Here is a 17,480-nt window from a genome sequence, read left to right on the forward strand (position 1 = left end):
CTTAAGCGTTTGCCCAAGACTGATTTGCGATTACAATCAAGTTTGCTTGCTGTACCAGTTCTAAATCTTTTAACGGATGACCATTTAACTGTAAATCGGCATCTAAATCTAACAAAGGAATGACCACAAAATCACGCTCAAGAATCCCTGCGTGAGGTACAGTCAAACGTTCATTATGTATTTGCTCTTGACCATAGATCAGTAAGTCTAGATCAAGGGTACGTTCGCCCCAACGACGTAAACGTACACGCCCTGCTTCTTGCTCAAAGTGTTGTAATTGATCCAATAAAGCCAGAGGCGCAAGTGTGGTATCCAGTTGAACAACCGCGTTTAAGAAATTGGGTTGATCTTGAGGCCCCATCGGTGGACTTTGATAGAGCTTGGAAACCTTTACAGAACCTAAAGTCGAGAGTTTCGCAACAGCTTCTTTTAAAATCTGTTGCGAATCGCCTAAATTACTTCCAAGACCAATAAAAGTGCGAATTGTCATTGCGTTGGTCCAAATACCACTTGGCTCAAATCACGTTGAACACGCTTACGCTTGAGAATCGGATGATCTGCATGAATCTTATGCGGATCCATCGTTGCTTTTTCAGCGAATCGACTCGCAGCTTCAGGTGCTCTCACGCGTTCTTTCTTCGCACGACGATTTCTTGGTTCTGGCTCATTGACTAAAGGTTCTATTTCAGTAACTTTAATGTCATCCGCATCAGCAACCTTGCGACGAGTTCTTGTGCGCTGACGATTGTACTGACGAATTGCCGCTTCTTTTTGATCAGCTGACATTTCTTGGTAGTTTTCCCACCAAACACCCATACCTTCAGTTTGGGTATCGCCAGATTTCTCACGAAGTAACAAGAAATCAAATCCAGCACGGAAGCGTGCATGCCCAGCCAAAGCTTCTATTTGCTGTGGTTTAGGATTCAATAAACGCGTTTGCATTTCCCAAACTTCACGGATAAAAGTTTCAGCAAAGCGTGGAATAATCGTTCGCGTTGCTTGACGCTTCAACACATCGAGTCCAGCTTGAGCACGTGCTTCAGCAGGAACAACCCCTTTATTTAAATAAAAGTCACAGCGCTCTAGAAAGGGTTTCCATAGTAATACTGCATAAAAGAATGCAGGATTGATGGTTTTCCCAATTTGAATCCGTTGATCGGTATTTCGAGCCGCACGCTCTATAAATGCGGTGATATTCGGTGGAATTTCGGCAAATAACTGCTTCCATACCCCAAAATCAATCAACATTGGTAACACACGTGCCAAGTGACCCATGGTAAAGAGCTTTTGCGATTCATCATATAAGCGATGTGGCGAGACATCACGCAACAACTGCGTCATATCTGGATTAAATACATCGAGAATCGATTGATCAATTTGAAAATTCAGTTTTGCTGCAAAACGCAATGCTCGCAACATACGCACTGGATCTTCTTCAAAACGCTGCGCAGGTTCACCGAGGAAACGTAATGTACGCGACTTTACATCTTCAACAGCATTGCAAAAATCCAGCACGATGCCTTGTCTAGGTTGATAATACAAAGTATTGATTGAGAAATCTCGACGCGCGAAATCCTGCTCAATCGTTCCCCAATTATTATCACGAAGAATCATACCAGATGCACTGGTGACTGCTTTTTTAGGGGGTGCACGGAATGTCGCAACTTCAATAAGCTCGCGACCAGAATAAACATGTGCTAATTCGAAACGTCGCCCGATAATCCGGCAACGTCGACCAAAAACTTCTTTCACTTGAGCGGGTGTTGCATCAGTAACTGCATCAAAATCCTTTGGATTAAGACCTAACATCAAGTCACGAACACCACCGCCCACAATATATGCCTCATAACCTGCTTTAGTCAGGCTATCAATCACATCTAATATTGAGGAAGGAAGTTGAGTTGTGGATAAACCACATTTTGACGCACGCAAAGTTTGCAAAAGACACTGTCTCCTACGTCAGGACGTAAATAACAATTTGTCGCTAATCATAGCTCTAACACACACAAAGGGCAATTTATTCTGTTGAAGATTCAATAGATCGATGCGTTTAATGTGTGATTTCATAACAAAACCTCTTTTAAAGCACCAGTCTTGCTTTATTCCTTTCAAGTAACTTTGGTCCAATTCCTTTTACATTCATCAGTTCATCCACCATTTTAAAACCACCATTCTTTTGACGATACTCAACTATAGCTTGCGCCTTTTTCTCCCCAACACCAGCTAAAGTTTGCAACTGCTGTAAGTTCGCCTGATTTAAACTAATTTTATCACCGCGAATATTTACAGAAGATGAAACTTGCTTGGTTGTTTGCTGCTGTGTAGGTCGTGATAGATAATAGTTATTGTTAGGCTGATTCGCCAATTGTTGATCACGTGTTTGCTGCTGCGCTTTCCATTTTTCATAGGATTGATCAAACTGCTGTGCGTGAACACTCGGCACCAAACCCAAGCATAAAACCATGCACAAAAAAATATTATGTTTGCTGCTGAGTTGCGGCAAATTCATTGGATGTCCCCTGAAGTTTTAATTGTCGTTTTGCTTGCTCCCATAGTTCGTCCATTTCTGTCAAACTCATTTCTTGCAAGTCTTTCTGTTGCCGTTGTGCCTGTTGTTCAATAAATGCAAAGCGATGTCTAAATTTATGAATCGTTGCCAACAGTGCTGTCTCACTCGACAGCCCAAGTTTACGTCCTACATTGATCAAAGAAAATAGACAATCGCCAAATTCTTCTTCTATTTCATCGGCTTTTTGGTTTTTTATCGCTTGCTGTAACTCTGCCAATTCCTCATCCAATTTTTCATAGGCATCTTCTACTGTTTCAAAGTCAAAACCGAGTTGTGCTGCTTTGTGCTGGATTTCATGAGCCTGCACCAGTGCAGGTGCATGTTTGATCTCGTCTAAACGCGACTGAGTTTTGCCCTGTTTCTCTTGCTGCTTAATTTGTTTCCATAACGCACTGACTTGTTCGGAACTAAGATTTTGAAATTTCTCAGCTTGAAATACATGCGGATGACGGCGAATGAGTTTCTCACTGATCGCATCCACAACATCTTGAAAATCAAATGCGCCTTGCTCACTAAACATCTGCGCTTGGAATACGACTTGGAGTAACAAGTCTCCGAGCTCATTACGGATTTCATCTAAATCTCCCGCTCGAATCGCAGCTTCAACCTCATAAGCCTCTTCAATAGCATAGCGAGTCAAACTACTTGGTGTTTGTTGTTGATCCCATGGACATTTTTCTCGTAACTGTTGCATGATTTCTAATAACTTTTCCATGATGATCTCCTAAACCCAATACAGCCGAATTGTTGCAGCATAAAGCAGCTTATGCGTAATATACACCCACTCAAGAAATATCAATATAAAGGAAAGCCATGCAATATAGCGTTTTTATCACTGGAGCAGCCCAAGGAATCGGTGCGGAAATCGCTCGACTTTTTCATCAAAAAGGCTTCAGAGTCGGAATCTATGATATCAATGAACAACAGGCCCAAACTTTAGCTCAAGAACTTGGGGAAAATGCTAAAGCCGGATACCTAGATGTGAGCAATGATCAACAATGGCAAATCGCGCTACAAGAGTTTCAGCACTGGGCAGGTGAACTGAATATTTTAATCAATAATGCTGGAATTTTATATTCTGGTGCATTTGAACAGACTTCAATTCAATCACACCAGCGTACGATGGATATTAATATCAAAGGGGTTTTAAACGGCTGTCATACTGCTTTTCCATATCTTAAAAATGCCAGTTTTGCTCGCGTGATTAATCTCTCTTCAGCGTCTGCAATTTATGGTCAAGCTGATTTAGCGTCCTATTCTGCCAGTAAGTTTGCAGTGCGCGGTTTAACCGAAGCACTTGATGTAGAGTGGCAAAAATATAATATTCGAGTCTTGGATGTCATGCCTTTGTTTGTGCAAACCAATATGGTGAAAGACATGAATGCAGGGAGTATTCAAAGTATTGGCGTGGATTTAACCCCTGCCGATGTTGCAAAGCAGGTCCTGTATTTAGCACAACAAAAAGATCACGTACTGCTCCCAACACATACGCCTGTCGGAATTAAAACCAAACTTATGTATCAACTGTCTAGTATTAGTCCACAATTTCTAAATCGGCTCAGCAATTTATTATTATCTAGGTAAAACAAATCATTTTAATCGAAACATTATCTTAAAATAAAATATAAGGTGGATGATTTTCAAAACTCCACCCTATGTTTAGTTGAAATTTCACATAAAACCCAGCTTTTAAAAAAATATGGCCATAAAAACAAATTTTTATAATTTCAAGAAATATTAAACACATCAACAAAGCAGCAATGATAAATAAATTAAATTATAAAAATCAATTATTTACAAAAATAAATTCTTTATAAAAAATATGATTAATATAACTAAAATGAAGTTAAATAATAATGTAGACAGACAATTCTTTAAAAAATTATTAAAAAATCGTGACATTTAAAAATAAATTAAATAGAATCCACCCGCCAAACATATCTTGGTCATTTAACCGAAAACCTTTTAAAGTGTTTATAATATGAAAAAATTATTAGTTTTAACTGCTGCTGCAGCCCTTTCTTTTTCAACTTTTGCAGCAACTGAGGGTAAACCTTTCTCAACGACTGAATTAAGAGCGATGGACTGCCCAACGCTTTCTGTTGAGCAAGCCAATGCGAAACGTGAACTCGCTGCAGCTGAAAAAAATATTGCCAACATTAACGCCAACGCTCAAGCACCGGGTAAAGCAATTAGCAAATGGGCTGGCGTTGCGGGTGGTGCATTAGCTGCATTTGGCGGTAACTCTGAGAAAACAGCGAAAGCAAGTCAAATTGCAAATAATATTGCAGGTGAAGACGATACTTCTGATGTGAACAACCTTTCTGTTCAAGAAGCAGTTAAAGCCAAGGCTCAAACCAATATTGATAATATTGCCACTTATCAAAAAAGCAAAAAATGCAAAATCTAATATAAATATTATGTTCAGATAAATCTGATCATTCATATTTATTGATCGCAGATATAATAAAACCCGCTTAAGCGGGTCTTATTATGATCCAACAATATTTAACTGCCTTGAACCAAACGTCTTGCACTAATAATCCCTGGTTGTTGCTCTAAACGAGCCAACAAACGAGAGAGTTGTGCTAAACCTTTGACTTCAATTAGCAACTTCATATTGGCAATACCATCTGACTCAGATATCGTATTGACCTGACGAATATTGATTTGATCAGAAAAAATCACTTGAGTTAAATCTTTGAGCAAACCACGGCGATCATACGCCTCAACCACGATCTGAACACTCTGACCACGGGTTGGCTGCATTTCCCAATCCGCTTCTACTGCACGCTCAGGCTCTAGCCCTGTCATCCGTATATAATCCGTACAAGCGACCTTATGGATGCTCACACCACGATTTAAAGTGATGTAGCCGCCAATCGACTCACCATGTACAGGCTGACAACATTGAGCAATGTGTAGTTCCACATTATCCAAACCATCAATCAAGATCCCATGTGCAGATAAAGTATGACTGGCACGCGGATTCAATGCTGGCTTCAACACCAACTCAGGCTCATCTTGATCCAAATGCATCTGACGATTCACTTGGTTAATCAGCGCATGCAGACTAATGTCTCCACTGACCAATGCCACCAAAATGTCATCACCAGATTTTAGATTAAAATGAGATGAATAATCTTTTAAATCAATACTTTTTGGGTGAATCGCCAGGCGTGCAAGCTCCTTGTTCAGCAGCTCTCGACCCACTTCGATATTCTTACTACGATCTTGTTGTCTAAACCAGTGACGTAGCTTGTCTCGTGCGCGCGAAGTTTTTATATAACCTAAGGAATTTACCAACCAATCACGGTTTGGCTCTCGATCTTTCTTGGTTAAAATCTCAACCTGTTCACCCGTTTTTAAGGTATAGGTTAATGGCACATAACGCTGATTTACCCGTGCGGCATAGCATTTGTTCCCCACCTCAGTATGCACATGATATGCAAAGTCGAGAACCGTTGAACCACGTGCTAACTCCTTAATATCACCATCACGACTAAACACATAAATCTTTTCAAAATTCTCAAAATCTTGAATCTGATCTATACCATTTGACTCATCATCTTCGCCATGTGGTGTGGTTTCAGTACGTTCCTGATAATGCTCAAGTACTGCACGCAATGAATGCAAACGATCATTAAAAGAATGATCGGTATTTTTTGCACCTTCTTTATAGTTAAAGTGCGAGCAAACCCCGAGTTCGGCTTCTTCGTGCATCTCAAAAGTACGAATTTGCACTTCTAGAGATTTATTCTCTGCAATGACTGCCGTATGCAAAGAGCGATAACCATTGGCTTTCGGGTTGGTGACATAGTCATCAAACTGATTTGGAATATGCCGCCATAACTGATGCACAATCCCCAAGGCATGGTAACAATCGGGTACGCTTTTCAACAATACACGCACTGCGCGTATATCATAGAGCTGATCGAAGCTGAGATTTTTGCTTTTCATTTTTCGATAAATCGAATAAATGTGCTTCACTCGCCCTGTAATTTCAGCATCAATATCATATACAGCCAATTCAGTCTTGAGCTTGTCAATCACAAATTGAATATACTGCTCTCGCTCCAAACGTTTTTCATTTAGTAACGACGCAATTTCTTTATAACGTTCAGGCGCTAAATAACGAAAGGCAAGGTCTTCCAACTCCCATTTAAGTTGCGCAATCCCTAAGCGATGTGCCAACGGAGAGTAAATGGTTAAGATTTCTCGAGCGACACGTTCTTGACGCTCTTTACTTGCATTGGCTAACTCACGCAACGCATAAGTACGTTCTGCTAGCTTGATTAAAACAACACGCACATCTTCTGTCACTGAGATGAGCATCTTGTATATGCCGTTTAAATGTTCACGCTGGTTATTATTAAAATGATCTTCTAGTCGCTTATTTTTTTCAATCAACTCAGACAGTTTACCCATCGCAAGTGTACCTTTGACGAGCGCCAATACTTGCTCGCCAAACTCACGCTGAATATCTTCTAGAGTGATTAAGCCCTCACGTACACTGCGATATAATACTGCCGCTGACAACGTATCTTCATCTACATGTAAATGCGCTAGAATATCTGCCATACCAATCCCAGTACTAAAGGTGTTGGTATGATGATTAACCGTAGTTTCTAACTCTTTTGCTAAGGTAAGCTCTGCAACTTTTTGTAGTTGTTTTAGCTCATCCCTATCCAAGATATCGCACACTCGATCTAGCCAAGAAACTAGACTACTTTGCGCTTCAGCGGCATGTTCTACAGTCGCTTCCTCAGACAATTCTTGGAATCGTCCAGGTAACTGTTCACGTACTGTGACCATACCATTCTCCTCTGGATATATAACTCATTTTCTAATCGTTTATCTCTTAGATTTTATCAAACTGATTTTTTTCAAATAAGGCAATAGATTCAACATGTTCAGTATGGGTAAACATATCCATCACTGCGGCTTTCCTAAGCCGATAACCATATTGCGCCAATACACCCGCATCCCTTGCCAGTGTTGAAGGATTACATGAAACATAAACGATTCTTTTTGCTCCAAAGTTCGGTACATATTGCATTACCTCAAATGCACCCGATCTAGGTGGATCAATCAATAATGCATCAAATCCTTGTTTTGCCCAAGAATGATGCGAAAAGTCTTTTGTTAAATCTTGTGAAAAAAACACAGCATGAGCCAAATCGTTTGCTTTCGCATTCTCTGTGGCCCGTTGTACCATTTCATCACTTGCTTCAACACCTACCACTTGACCCGACTCACCAACACAACGTGCTAAAGGCAGAGAGAAGTTACCTAACCCACAGAATAGATCAAGTACCCTTTCTCCTTGCTGTAATTCTAGCAATTCACATGCCAATTGAACCATTTTAGCATTTATAGCGCCATTTACCTGTGTAAAATCCAAAGGTGAAAATGCAAAGTTGACATCAAAATCTTCTAAACGGTAATGCAAGCGCATCGACGCTCGCGGATCATCCACGCGATGTACACTGTTCGCACCTTTAGGTTGCAAATACAACTGCCATTGTTTGTCTAACGCAAATTGACGTAATTGGTTGACATCCGACACATTTAATTCATCTAAGTGACGAATTAACAATGCGACCTCGGTATCGCCCATCGCCAACTCAATATGACCAATCTGTGCTTTACCCGCTAAGTTTTCAAGTAGCGCTCTTAACTCAGGTAGTGTGTCCGATAAGCTTTGTTCCAACACCCTACACTGCTGAATCGCAGTTAAATGATTACTATGATGCTCTCGAAAGCCCATCACTAAACGGTCTTGTCTTGCGATGTAGCGAACACCAATCCTAGCACGACGTCGATAGTCCGCTTTAACCGAACGAATTGGATCGAGCCACTGTTCAGGCTGTAAACCCGCAAAGTGCTGTAGATGAGACTGCAACACATTTTGCTTCAGTCGAATCTGCTCATCGGGGTGAATATGTTGTAAGCTACAGCCACCACACACCCCATAATGTGGACAAATCGGCTCTATTCGCTGTTCAGCAGCCTCACTCTCAAGCGTCAGCATTTCAGCTTCTTCTAGACGTGTGGTCTGATGGGTAATTCTTGCTTGAACAATTTCACCGACCAAAGCATTACGAATAAAAACTTTTTTACCCTGCTTTTCTTTCGGATGATCTGCATGCGTTCCATAATGCGCAATCCCTCGCCCCTCATGCGAAAAAGCTTCGACTTGAAAGGTGTAAATGGGATTTTGGGCTGGACGCTGTTTCGCTTTATGTTTCAAAAGATGAACCTAATTTTGGGGCGCAAAAGTGTGTGCGGTGAATACAGTATATTGCGATGTTCGCTGCCATACCTGTAAAAAATCTGATTGTTGCGTTTGCGTTTGTAAATATTCAACTGTTGACTGAATCATTTGCTGATGATCCTGTTGATTTAGCTGACCTTTTAATAGTAACCAACGTAAATATACTAGCCACGTATTTAAAACATCGCCTTCACAATAACTGGTCAGTTTTAACCACTGCTCTGTACGAACATACTCAGGCACATGATAGCCAGACTCACCACGCTTACCAGGAAAACCAAGAAGACACGCAATATCATCCAGCTTTTGGAAATTACGACCATTAAACATCGCCATAACATCCATCAAATCAACATGACGATGATGATAACGGTTCTGGTAATTATTAAAGCGTTTTTGGTTATCAATTTCACCTTGATCAAATAAGCTCGGTGCCGTAAGTCCGTGATACATGGCTCGGAATAAAATCACAGGCAAATCAAACTGTGATCCATTCCAACTGACCAAAGTTGGCTGTTTCTTATCAAAAATAGATAAAAACTTAGTCAACATTTCCGCCTCAGAATTCTGTTCTCGACTAAATGAAAACAATCGAAAACCTTTTTCATCAATCCATAAACCTGAGATACACACGATCTCATGTAAAGGCAAACGCTGAAAGTCTATACCAGACTCTTGACGACGGATCTTGGTCAGTGCCTGTTCCACATCGGCTTCAGGTAAATCAAGGTGATAAAGATGAGCACCAGCTTTTAAATCAGTCAGCGTTTCAATATCAAAAACTAAAATCGGTAAACGTAAGCTCATCATTCAATACAATTCATCTAGGCTTGGTCTTCATCTTGCACTGAAAACAATCCAGTCGACAAGTAACGATCACCTCGGTCGCAGATAATACAAACAATCACGGCGTCTGGATTCTCTTCTGCGATTTTAAGCGACGCCCAAACGGCACCGCCCGAAGATGTACCCGCGCTAATGCCTTCCTTACGAGCCAGTTTACGCATGGTTCTTTCCGCTTCGATCTGCGGAATATCCATAATACGATCGACTCGACTAGCATCGTAAATGGTAGGTAAATATTCTTGTGGCCAACGGCGAATACCCGCAATACTCGATCCATCCGAAGGTTGTAGACCAATAATTTGAATCTCAGGATTTTGTTCTTTTAGATATTTTGAGACACCCATAATCGTGCCTGTGGTTCCCATCGAACTGACAAAATGCGTGATTTTTCCAGCAGTTTGCTTCCAGATTTCAGGGCCTGTGGTGAGATAGTGTGCTTCTACATTATCAGGGTTGCCAAACTGATTGAGTACAAAGCCTTTGCCCTGTTCTTGCATTTGTAGCGCCAAGTCACGCGCACCTTCCATGCCTTGTTGCTGTGTCACTTCAATTAACTCAGCCCCATACGCCGACATGGCATCTTTTCGTTCTTGGCTCATGTTGTTCGGCATGATCAACTTCATGTTATAGCCGCGCATCGCTGCGACCATCGCTAAAGCAATCCCTGTATTTCCACTGGTTGCTTCAATTAAAGTATCGCCCGGCTGAATTTGTCCGCGCTTTTCTGCTTGGATAATCATATTGTATGCAGGACGATCTTTAACTGAGCCTGCTGGGTTATTGCCTTCTAATTTGGCTAATACCGTGGCCTGAGTATGACTTGCTAACCGCTGTAAACGCACTAAAGGAGTTTTACCAACATAACGATCTAGCAAATAGTCGTCGAGTAAAAATTCATTTGCTAAAAAATCAGTTTGCATGTTCGTCATGATCGACACCGATATCAATGTGGCGACTATTGTATGAAAAAAACAGAGAAACTGCACCTTTTCACGCTGCTTTTTATTGGCCGCTAAACGCTCACGCGATGTAAAGCGTGCTAAGATATTTTGCAGAATGATAAATCTGCCCCAACTATGTCAAATTTCAATAAAGTCATCTCTAAACGTTTACGGCTCAATCATGCTTACGGACAACTGATTGCACTCATTTTCGTGCCAATCGCCATTTTGACAGCCGTGGGAATCATCTGGGTTTTATCAGAAACAACCAATGCCGCCAAACAACAACAAAACGCTGAAGCTTCCGCCATTTTGGCACGTTACCATCAGACCTCAACTGAATTATTTCATCTGATACAAGAACATCCAGATCAGTACGATCGTGCTCAAAACCTGATGCAGAAGATGTTTGATGAAAAAAACTTACAACGTGCAGTGCTAATTGACAACAAAGGACAAACCTACTTAACCGTTGGCTATCAAAACAACCGATTCTGGCCGAACTTCCCCAAAAATGGTCATTTTTTTGGACCTATCCCACATAATGACAATAATATTTACGGGGTAAGATTAGATAACAGCAACCCCAATTCAGTCTGGTTAATGATTGAGTTGAACAACCACTCACTTGAACTCGCCCGCTATAAGATTTTACTTTCATTGGTTGCCACAGGACTGCTGACACTCTTAATTTTATTATTTTGCTTAAATGTTTTTTCTCGTCGTTGGCTCGCCCCGTTATACGAGATCCGTATGCAAATGCAACGCCTCAATGCCGATACATTGGATCAGCATATTGTGGTCAACAGTACAGGTGAACTCCGCTTACTCCAACGAGACATTGCCAATGTGGTTAAGCGCTTACACTTCAGTTTCTTAGAATTAAAAGAACATACTGAGCAAACTGAGGAAGACTTACGCCGAACACTCGATACTTTAGAAGTTCAAAACATTACTTATCGTCAGGCACGTGACCAAGCCATTTCATCAAACCAATCGAAATCGGTCTTTCTTGCCAACATTAGCCACGAATTAAGAACACCACTGAATAGTATTGATGGTTTTATTCACTTATTGCTACGTCAGCAGAACTTAAGCAACGAACAGAATTTATACCTACAAACCATTCGCAAATCATCGGCACACCTTCTAGCGCTCATCAACGATGTTCTTGATTTTTCTAAAATTGATGCTGGAAAATTAGAGCTTGAAACTGCGCCATTTGACTTAGAAGAAGCCATCTTTGATGTGATGGATATGCTGTCTCCTTTGGCCGCACAAAAACATATCAATATGGCATTTTATTATGCGGATAATATCCCACAACATGTGGTCGGTGATGCCTTACGCTTTAAGCAAATCCTAACCAACCTCATTTCAAATGCGATTAAATTCACACCTGATGGTGAGATCATCGTTCGTGTGCGTATGGAAGATGATGATATTGGACAATGTCTATTACATTTTAGTGTTCAAGACAGTGGTATTGGTTTAAGCGGCACAGATCGCAAGAGATTGTTTGAGTCCTTCTCGCAAGGTGATGCATCTGTCACACGTCAATTTGGTGGTACAGGGCTAGGCTTAGCCATCTCCAAACAACTGGTGCATTTGATGCGAGGTCAAATCGGCTTTGAAGACAACCAAGAACGCGCACCGACTGAAAAAGGCTCAACGTTCTGGTTTACCGCTTCATTTAAAGTAGAAGAACAAGATGCAATAATCGAACATCCTCGATTTGACCATTTACAAGTGGTGTCTTATTTAGCGCATCCAGCAACGGCAAGTGTACTCCGTTTATATCTCGAAAATTATCATGTTGATCATATCGAAACACAGTCGATTTTAGATTTATTTAGTCGACTCAATCATCTCAATCAACAAGAAAATACGTGGCTCATCGTCGATTATAGTGGTGATACCGAGGCATTGCTCAAAGAAATTCGTCAACGTTATCATGGCAATCTCGCTGTTTACGGCTATCAGATGAACCTCGATCCGAACATGTTAAATGAGTACCGTGCTCGACCAATCTACCAACCTTTGAGCCGTCGTGAACTGATCCAACTGTTAGGCAATCAACCTATTTTTGAGCAAGAGCCAGAGGATTTTAATGGTCAAGGCCTACATATCTTAGCGGTGGATGACCATTTACCCAACTTGATCGTGCTTGAAGCCCTGTTAGGTGAACTGAATGTCACCACCACCAAAGCATTGAGTGGACAGAAAGCCATTGATATCATTCAAGAGCGCATTGAACAAAAATCTCCTCCTTTCGATCTGGTCTTTATGGATATCCAAATGCCTGTCATGTCAGGCATTGATACAACACGTGCGATCCGCTCATTAGAGTCAACTTTAGACTCAGGTATGCAACTGCCGATCATTGCACTGACTGCACATGCGCTGGCAGATGAAAAACAAAAACTCCTCAAAGTTGGTATGAATGACTATGTCACCAAGCCAATTCAAATGGAGCAAATCATTCAAATATTGACGCAGTGGACCAAGAATAACTTTAGCGCTCAGCCTGTAACAAATGAAACCAAACGCCCAATAGAATCGCTTGATCCACAGATTTTAAATTGGCAACAAAGTATCCAATTGGCTGCCAATAAAGAAGATTTAGCTCAAGACTTATTGCGTATGTTAGTCGATAGTTTTGATACCGAACTCACTGAAATGCAACAACTGATTGAGGTAGAAGACTTCCCCCAACTTGAACACGTGCTCCACCGTCTTTATGGCGCAACGCGATATGTCGGCACCCCGACCTTACAACGTGTTGCAGGTGAGTTTGAACAATTTGTTTCCACGCTACGTAAAGAACGTCGCAAAGCGGATGAAGGCTTTATTCAAGAAACAAACCATCGTTTTAATGAGCTAAATTTTGCAATTGAACAAGTCAGACAATCAGCAAATTTAATCTTAAATTTGAATGACAACTAAGGTGACTGTTGTGTCATGTTTCATCTTAAAAACTCATGCTATGCTGCCGATCATCAAACACAATAAGAGTATGACAGATGGCCGTTTTACGCGTTGAAAAGAATAATGGCATTGCAACGGTTTACCTCAACCGTCCAGACAAACGCAATGCAATGAGTTTTGCGTTGTTAAAGGAACTTGTCGCAACTGCCAAAAAAATTGAAAAAGATCGTTCGATCCGTTGTGTCATTTTAACGGGTGAAGCGCAGGTGTTTAGTGCAGGCATTGACTTGTCTGATCTAAATAACCCTAAAAATACCGTGTTTGCGGCATGGGAACTGATTAAACCGGGACAAAGTCTTTTTCAAAAAGCGTTTTTAATTTGGCAAAACTTACCGATTCCAGTCATCGCGGCAATTGAAGGCTATTGTTTCGGTGCAGGTATGCAACTTGCACTCGCTGCCGACATTCGTATTGCCACACCTAATACACAAATGTCAATCATGGAAAGTCGTTGGGGGCTTGTGCCTGATATGGGCTTAACCCGTTCTTTAAAGGGTTTAATCGGCGTTGATTTAGCCAAAGAATTGACCCTGACAGCACGTATTTTTGATGCGCAATACGCCAAAGAAATCGGCTTGGTCACGCATTTGGACGCTGATCCATTAGTAAAGGCAAATCTCATTGCCCAAGAAATGTTACAACGCTCTCCAGATGCATTGATGGCTGCCAAACGCGTATTAGATGCGATGCAACATCAGCCAGAAAAAGCACTACGCTTAGAAAAGCTGTGGCAGCTTAAACTGATTTTAGGTAAAAACAGCGCACTTGCACGCAAGAAAGATAAGAACCCTGAAGTTGAGTTCTTGCCAAGACAATATAAATAAGCTGAATTTAATCTCAAATCTATCCCATTATTTATTATCGTGGGGCGACATGGATGTCGCCTGTTGGACAGGGGTAACATCGACGTACCCTCTGTCCAACAAAGGATTTTTGTTACTTTTCATCCGTGAAAAGTAAGGTCAATGCCAACGCAAAGACAATTCAATTCCTCGCACTTTATGAGGCTACGTAAATTTTAAAGCTTAATATGACATAGGCTACAAATGGCGTTTCCAGATATCATATTTCAGTGAAAAATCTTAAATCAAAATCGTTAAGTTATTGAGTTTTTATATGCAAATCAATCTACAAACACCTATCGCTTTTTTAGGTATGGGCTTAATGGGTACACGCATGACAGCTCGACTCCTTCAAGCAGGATACTCAGTTGCCGTTTGGAACCGCAGCCCACATGCTTGTGAAGCATTGATTAAACAAGGTGCAACTGCTTTAGAACTCGATCAGATTGCAGACTATCCCGTTATTTTGACCTGCTTGGCGGATGACAAAGCAGTTCAAAGTGTTTTCATGAAAATTCAGCCTTACCTACAACCACAACAAATTATCGTTGATTTCTCTAGCTTATCGGTAGCAGCAACCCAAGAATTGGCTCGATCAGCTCAACAACAACAAGTCACATGGATCGACTCCCCTGTTTCGGGTGGAACGATGGGCGCAGAACAAGGCACACTGGTTATCTTTGCAGGTGGAAATGCTCAGACCATCGAACAACTGAACCCAATCTATCAAGTCCTATCGCAACGTGTAACCCGTATGGGCGATTCAGGAACAGGACAAGCCACAAAAATCTGCAATCAACTGATTGTTGCAGCCAATAGCACCTTGATTGCTGAAGCTGTTGCACTTGCCGACCAAGCTGGTGTGGATACGACTTTACTCGCTCCTGCACTTGCAGACGGTTTTGCTGATTCCAAACCTCTACAAATACTTGCTCCCCGTATGGCGACTCATACCTTTGAACCAGTACAGTGGAAAGTCCAAACCCTCTCTAAAGATTTAAACAATGCTTTACAACTTGCACAAAGCTTTAACCTACAGATACCTGTCGCACAAAAAGCTCTACTACAGTTACAAGCACACCAACAAAATGGCTTTGCTGAGAATGATTTAGCTACTATCATTCAACATATAGAACAATAATTAATGAATCATGGAGGTTAATATGAGTCATCTTGCCGTCAATTTATCGATGATTTTTACTGAAGTACCTTTAATCGAGCGCTTTGCTTTAGCACACGCACATGGTTTTCAGCATGTTGAAATTCAATTTCCCTATGAATTAGAAATTTTTGATATCCAAACCCAACTTGACCAATACAACCTCTCTTTGTGTCTCATTAATGCCCCTGCGGGAGACCTGATGCAAGGTGGTAATGGATTGGCTGGTGTTCCTGGATTAGAAACGACATTTTATCAAGCACTTGAACTTGCGATCAGCTATGCCAATGCATTGAATGTACCTCGCATAAACATACTCGCAGGCAAACAACCTTTAGATGCCGATTTACTACCTTGCTTAAACACACTAGCAAGCAATCTGAAACTCGCATGTCATATGCTCACGGAGCATGATATTGAGCCTGTTTTTGAAATGATCAATGGCACAGATATGCCCCGTTTTTTAATACAAAATATTGCCCAAGCGCAAGAAATGCTTGAAGCAGTGAATCATCCTGCACTTAAAATGCAATATGATTGCTATCACATGGCAATGATGGGTGAAGATGTTTTAGCGGGTTTACAAGAGAATCTTCATCATATTGGGCATATACAATTTGCTGATTGTCCGAGCCGCCATGAGCCTGACACTGGAAATATTCCTTATAAACAAATCTTTGACTGGTTGTTACAAAGTGATTATCAAGGTTTAATTGCCGCCGAATACAGACCAGAAACTCACTCAGATCAATCATTTGCATGGAAAAAGAAATATTTTTCCAATGATGTGAACACATAATCTGTTACGGCTAAAATTTGAATTTTTTTGTTAAAAACGGTATATTTGACAATGAGCAATTGTCAGGAAAATATACGCCCCATGAATTTAGAACCATCGCCCAGCGCTTCTAATTCTCACGACCTAAAAATCAAAACTTCAAGCACCGATGTACAGGCTTGTTTAAAAGTCGTACATGAAGCCCTTACTGATGTAAAAGCCAAAGATATTCTAGAACTAGATGTCAGTTCTATTAGCAATGTTGCTGATGCAATTGTTATTGCCAGCGGCACTTCAACCCGTCATGTTAAAGCCCTCGCGGATAATGTTGCTGATGAAGCACGTAAAGCAGGTTTTCGCCCAATCGGTGTCGAAGGTGAACGAGACGCTGAATGGATCTTAATTGACCTAGGTTTCGTCGTTGTACACGTCATGTTGCCTACTGCTCGTAAATTCTATGACCTTGAAAGTTTATGGCGCGCTCCTGAGTCTGTCGCATAAATATTTTAAGTAAAAAAGCGATCTTATATAGATCGCTTTTTTTAATTTTTAAAGGTCAGATTTTCTTTTTATATCTTCACATTTTATTGCTCAATCGTGTCTTTTCTTCCCTCTCGAATAACTTCAAGCATTATCTCGGACATTTCTTTCCTCATTTTTTCTACCCTCCCACTTTTTAGCTCATCAATCAACTTTAGTTGCTCTTTACTTATATTTTTATAGTTGTCACCCGCCAAGTTTTTTATATCAAACGTCCCCATCAATTGCCGCTCTTCTTGTCTACACTCATAAAAAGCATATTCAACAATAGCATTTTCATCTTTATTCATTTTTATCTGTGGCTCAACTTTTTGTATTAAACAATTTGCATATTTTTCACTGGCCTCTTCAAGAGGCTCTGCTAAGACCATAGAAGAAAAAGAAAAACAGATAAATGAAATCACGAAAAATATTGTTCTTTTGATCACCCGAACCTCTTAAAATAATTTAAATATGTCCGTAGAACACTACCATCCTTAATATCTAATTAAAACAAAAAACGACCTAAGGCAGCCTTCTCAAATTTTCAACGACTAACTT

16 protein-coding genes are annotated in these 17,480 nt (G+C 40.8%); 7 read left to right on the forward strand and 9 right to left on the reverse strand.

Features of this window, described 5'->3' with window-relative positions; translation table 11 throughout:
• Position 1: 1 nt before the first annotated feature.
• The 4 genes from folK to mazG all read right to left on the reverse strand — a co-directional run bounded on the left by folK (position 2) and on the right by mazG (position 3,284).
• Entirely contained in the window at positions 2-490 is a 489-nt protein-coding gene (folK, locus tag F903_RS15500; protein ID WP_005198451.1) for a 2-amino-4-hydroxy-6-hydroxymethyldihydropteridine diphosphokinase, read from the reverse strand.
• Positions 487-1,941 carry a polynucleotide adenylyltransferase PcnB gene (gene pcnB, locus F903_RS15505; RefSeq protein ID WP_005198453.1) on the reverse strand — a complete coding sequence of 485 codons (1,455 nt, stop codon included), beginning with the start codon at positions 1,939-1,941 and terminating at the stop codon, positions 487-489. The genes folK and pcnB overlap by 4 nt, the downstream gene beginning before the upstream one ends.
• Before the next feature lie 139 nt (positions 1,942-2,080).
• On the reverse strand, positions 2,081-2,509 hold the full coding sequence (locus F903_RS15510; protein WP_005198455.1) for a ComEA family DNA-binding protein: 429 nt from the start codon (positions 2,507-2,509) through the stop codon (positions 2,081-2,083).
• On the reverse strand, positions 2,478-3,284 hold the full coding sequence (mazG, locus tag F903_RS15515) for a nucleoside triphosphate pyrophosphohydrolase (protein ID WP_005198456.1): 807 nt from the start codon (positions 3,282-3,284) through the stop codon (positions 2,478-2,480). The genes F903_RS15510 and mazG overlap by 32 nt, the downstream gene beginning before the upstream one ends.
• Positions 3,285-3,382: 98 nt before the next feature.
• On the opposite strand from mazG, the gene F903_RS15520 reads away from it, so the two are divergent.
• Both F903_RS15520 and F903_RS15525 read left to right on the forward strand, forming a co-directional pair.
• Complete coding sequence (locus F903_RS15520) at positions 3,383-4,153, forward strand: SDR family oxidoreductase (RefSeq protein ID WP_005198458.1); 771 nt, start codon at positions 3,383-3,385, stop codon at positions 4,151-4,153.
• A 397-nt stretch (positions 4,154-4,550) separates the two neighbouring features.
• On the forward strand, positions 4,551-4,979 hold the full coding sequence (locus F903_RS15525) for a hypothetical protein (protein WP_005198459.1): 429 nt from the start codon (positions 4,551-4,553) through the stop codon (positions 4,977-4,979).
• 98 nt (positions 4,980-5,077) lie between these two features.
• Here the strand turns inward: F903_RS15525 and F903_RS15530 are convergent, their stop codons facing one another.
• From F903_RS15530 to cysM, 4 genes are read right to left on the reverse strand one after another with little or no spacing between them, the layout of a single operon-like run.
• A complete protein-coding gene (locus tag F903_RS15530; protein WP_005198460.1) occupies positions 5,078-7,384 on the reverse strand; it encodes a RelA/SpoT family protein in 2,307 nt (768 codons plus the stop codon).
• A gap of 46 nt (positions 7,385-7,430) precedes the next feature.
• Positions 7,431-8,822 (reverse strand): 23S rRNA (uracil(1939)-C(5))-methyltransferase RlmD, encoded by a 1,392-nt coding sequence (rlmD, locus tag F903_RS15535; RefSeq protein ID WP_005198461.1) that lies wholly within the window; start codon positions 8,820-8,822, stop codon positions 7,431-7,433.
• Positions 8,823-8,831: 9 nt separating this feature from the next.
• On the reverse strand, positions 8,832-9,653 hold the full coding sequence (locus tag F903_RS15540) for a 3'-5' exonuclease (protein WP_034595183.1): 822 nt from the start codon (positions 9,651-9,653) through the stop codon (positions 8,832-8,834).
• A 17-nt stretch (positions 9,654-9,670) separates the two neighbouring features.
• On the reverse strand, positions 9,671-10,621 hold the full coding sequence (gene cysM / locus F903_RS15545) for a cysteine synthase CysM (RefSeq protein ID WP_004672486.1): 951 nt from the start codon (positions 10,619-10,621) through the stop codon (positions 9,671-9,673).
• Positions 10,622-10,768: 147 nt separating this feature from the next.
• On the opposite strand from cysM, the gene F903_RS15550 reads away from it, so the two are divergent.
• The 5 genes from F903_RS15550 (at position 10,769) to rsfS (ending at position 16,901) form a co-directional block, all read left to right on the forward strand.
• Positions 10,769-13,579 (forward strand): GacS-like sensor histidine kinase, encoded by a 2,811-nt coding sequence (locus F903_RS15550; protein WP_005198463.1) that lies wholly within the window; start codon positions 10,769-10,771, stop codon positions 13,577-13,579.
• A gap of 77 nt (positions 13,580-13,656) precedes the next feature.
• On the forward strand, positions 13,657-14,445 hold the full coding sequence (locus F903_RS15555) for a crotonase/enoyl-CoA hydratase family protein (RefSeq protein WP_005198471.1): 789 nt from the start codon (positions 13,657-13,659) through the stop codon (positions 14,443-14,445).
• Between the two features lie 292 nt (positions 14,446-14,737).
• Entirely contained in the window at positions 14,738-15,604 is an 867-nt protein-coding gene (locus tag F903_RS15560; RefSeq protein ID WP_005198473.1) for an NAD(P)-dependent oxidoreductase, read from the forward strand.
• Between the two features lie 22 nt (positions 15,605-15,626).
• Complete coding sequence (locus F903_RS15565) at positions 15,627-16,421, forward strand: hydroxypyruvate isomerase family protein (protein WP_004672481.1); 795 nt, start codon at positions 15,627-15,629, stop codon at positions 16,419-16,421.
• An 81-nt stretch (positions 16,422-16,502) separates the two neighbouring features.
• Complete coding sequence (rsfS, locus tag F903_RS15570; RefSeq protein ID WP_004672480.1) at positions 16,503-16,901, forward strand: ribosome silencing factor; 399 nt, start codon at positions 16,503-16,505, stop codon at positions 16,899-16,901.
• 83 nt (positions 16,902-16,984) lie between these two features.
• Here the strand turns inward: rsfS and F903_RS15575 are convergent, their stop codons facing one another.
• Positions 16,985-17,368, reverse strand: coding sequence for a hypothetical protein (locus F903_RS15575; RefSeq protein ID WP_005198475.1), 384 nt, complete (start codon positions 17,366-17,368; stop codon positions 16,985-16,987).
• Positions 17,369-17,480 lie beyond the last annotated feature (112 nt).

This window comes from Acinetobacter sp. NIPH 298 (assembly GCF_000369505.1).
GTDB lineage: Bacteria > Pseudomonadota > Gammaproteobacteria > Pseudomonadales > Moraxellaceae > Acinetobacter.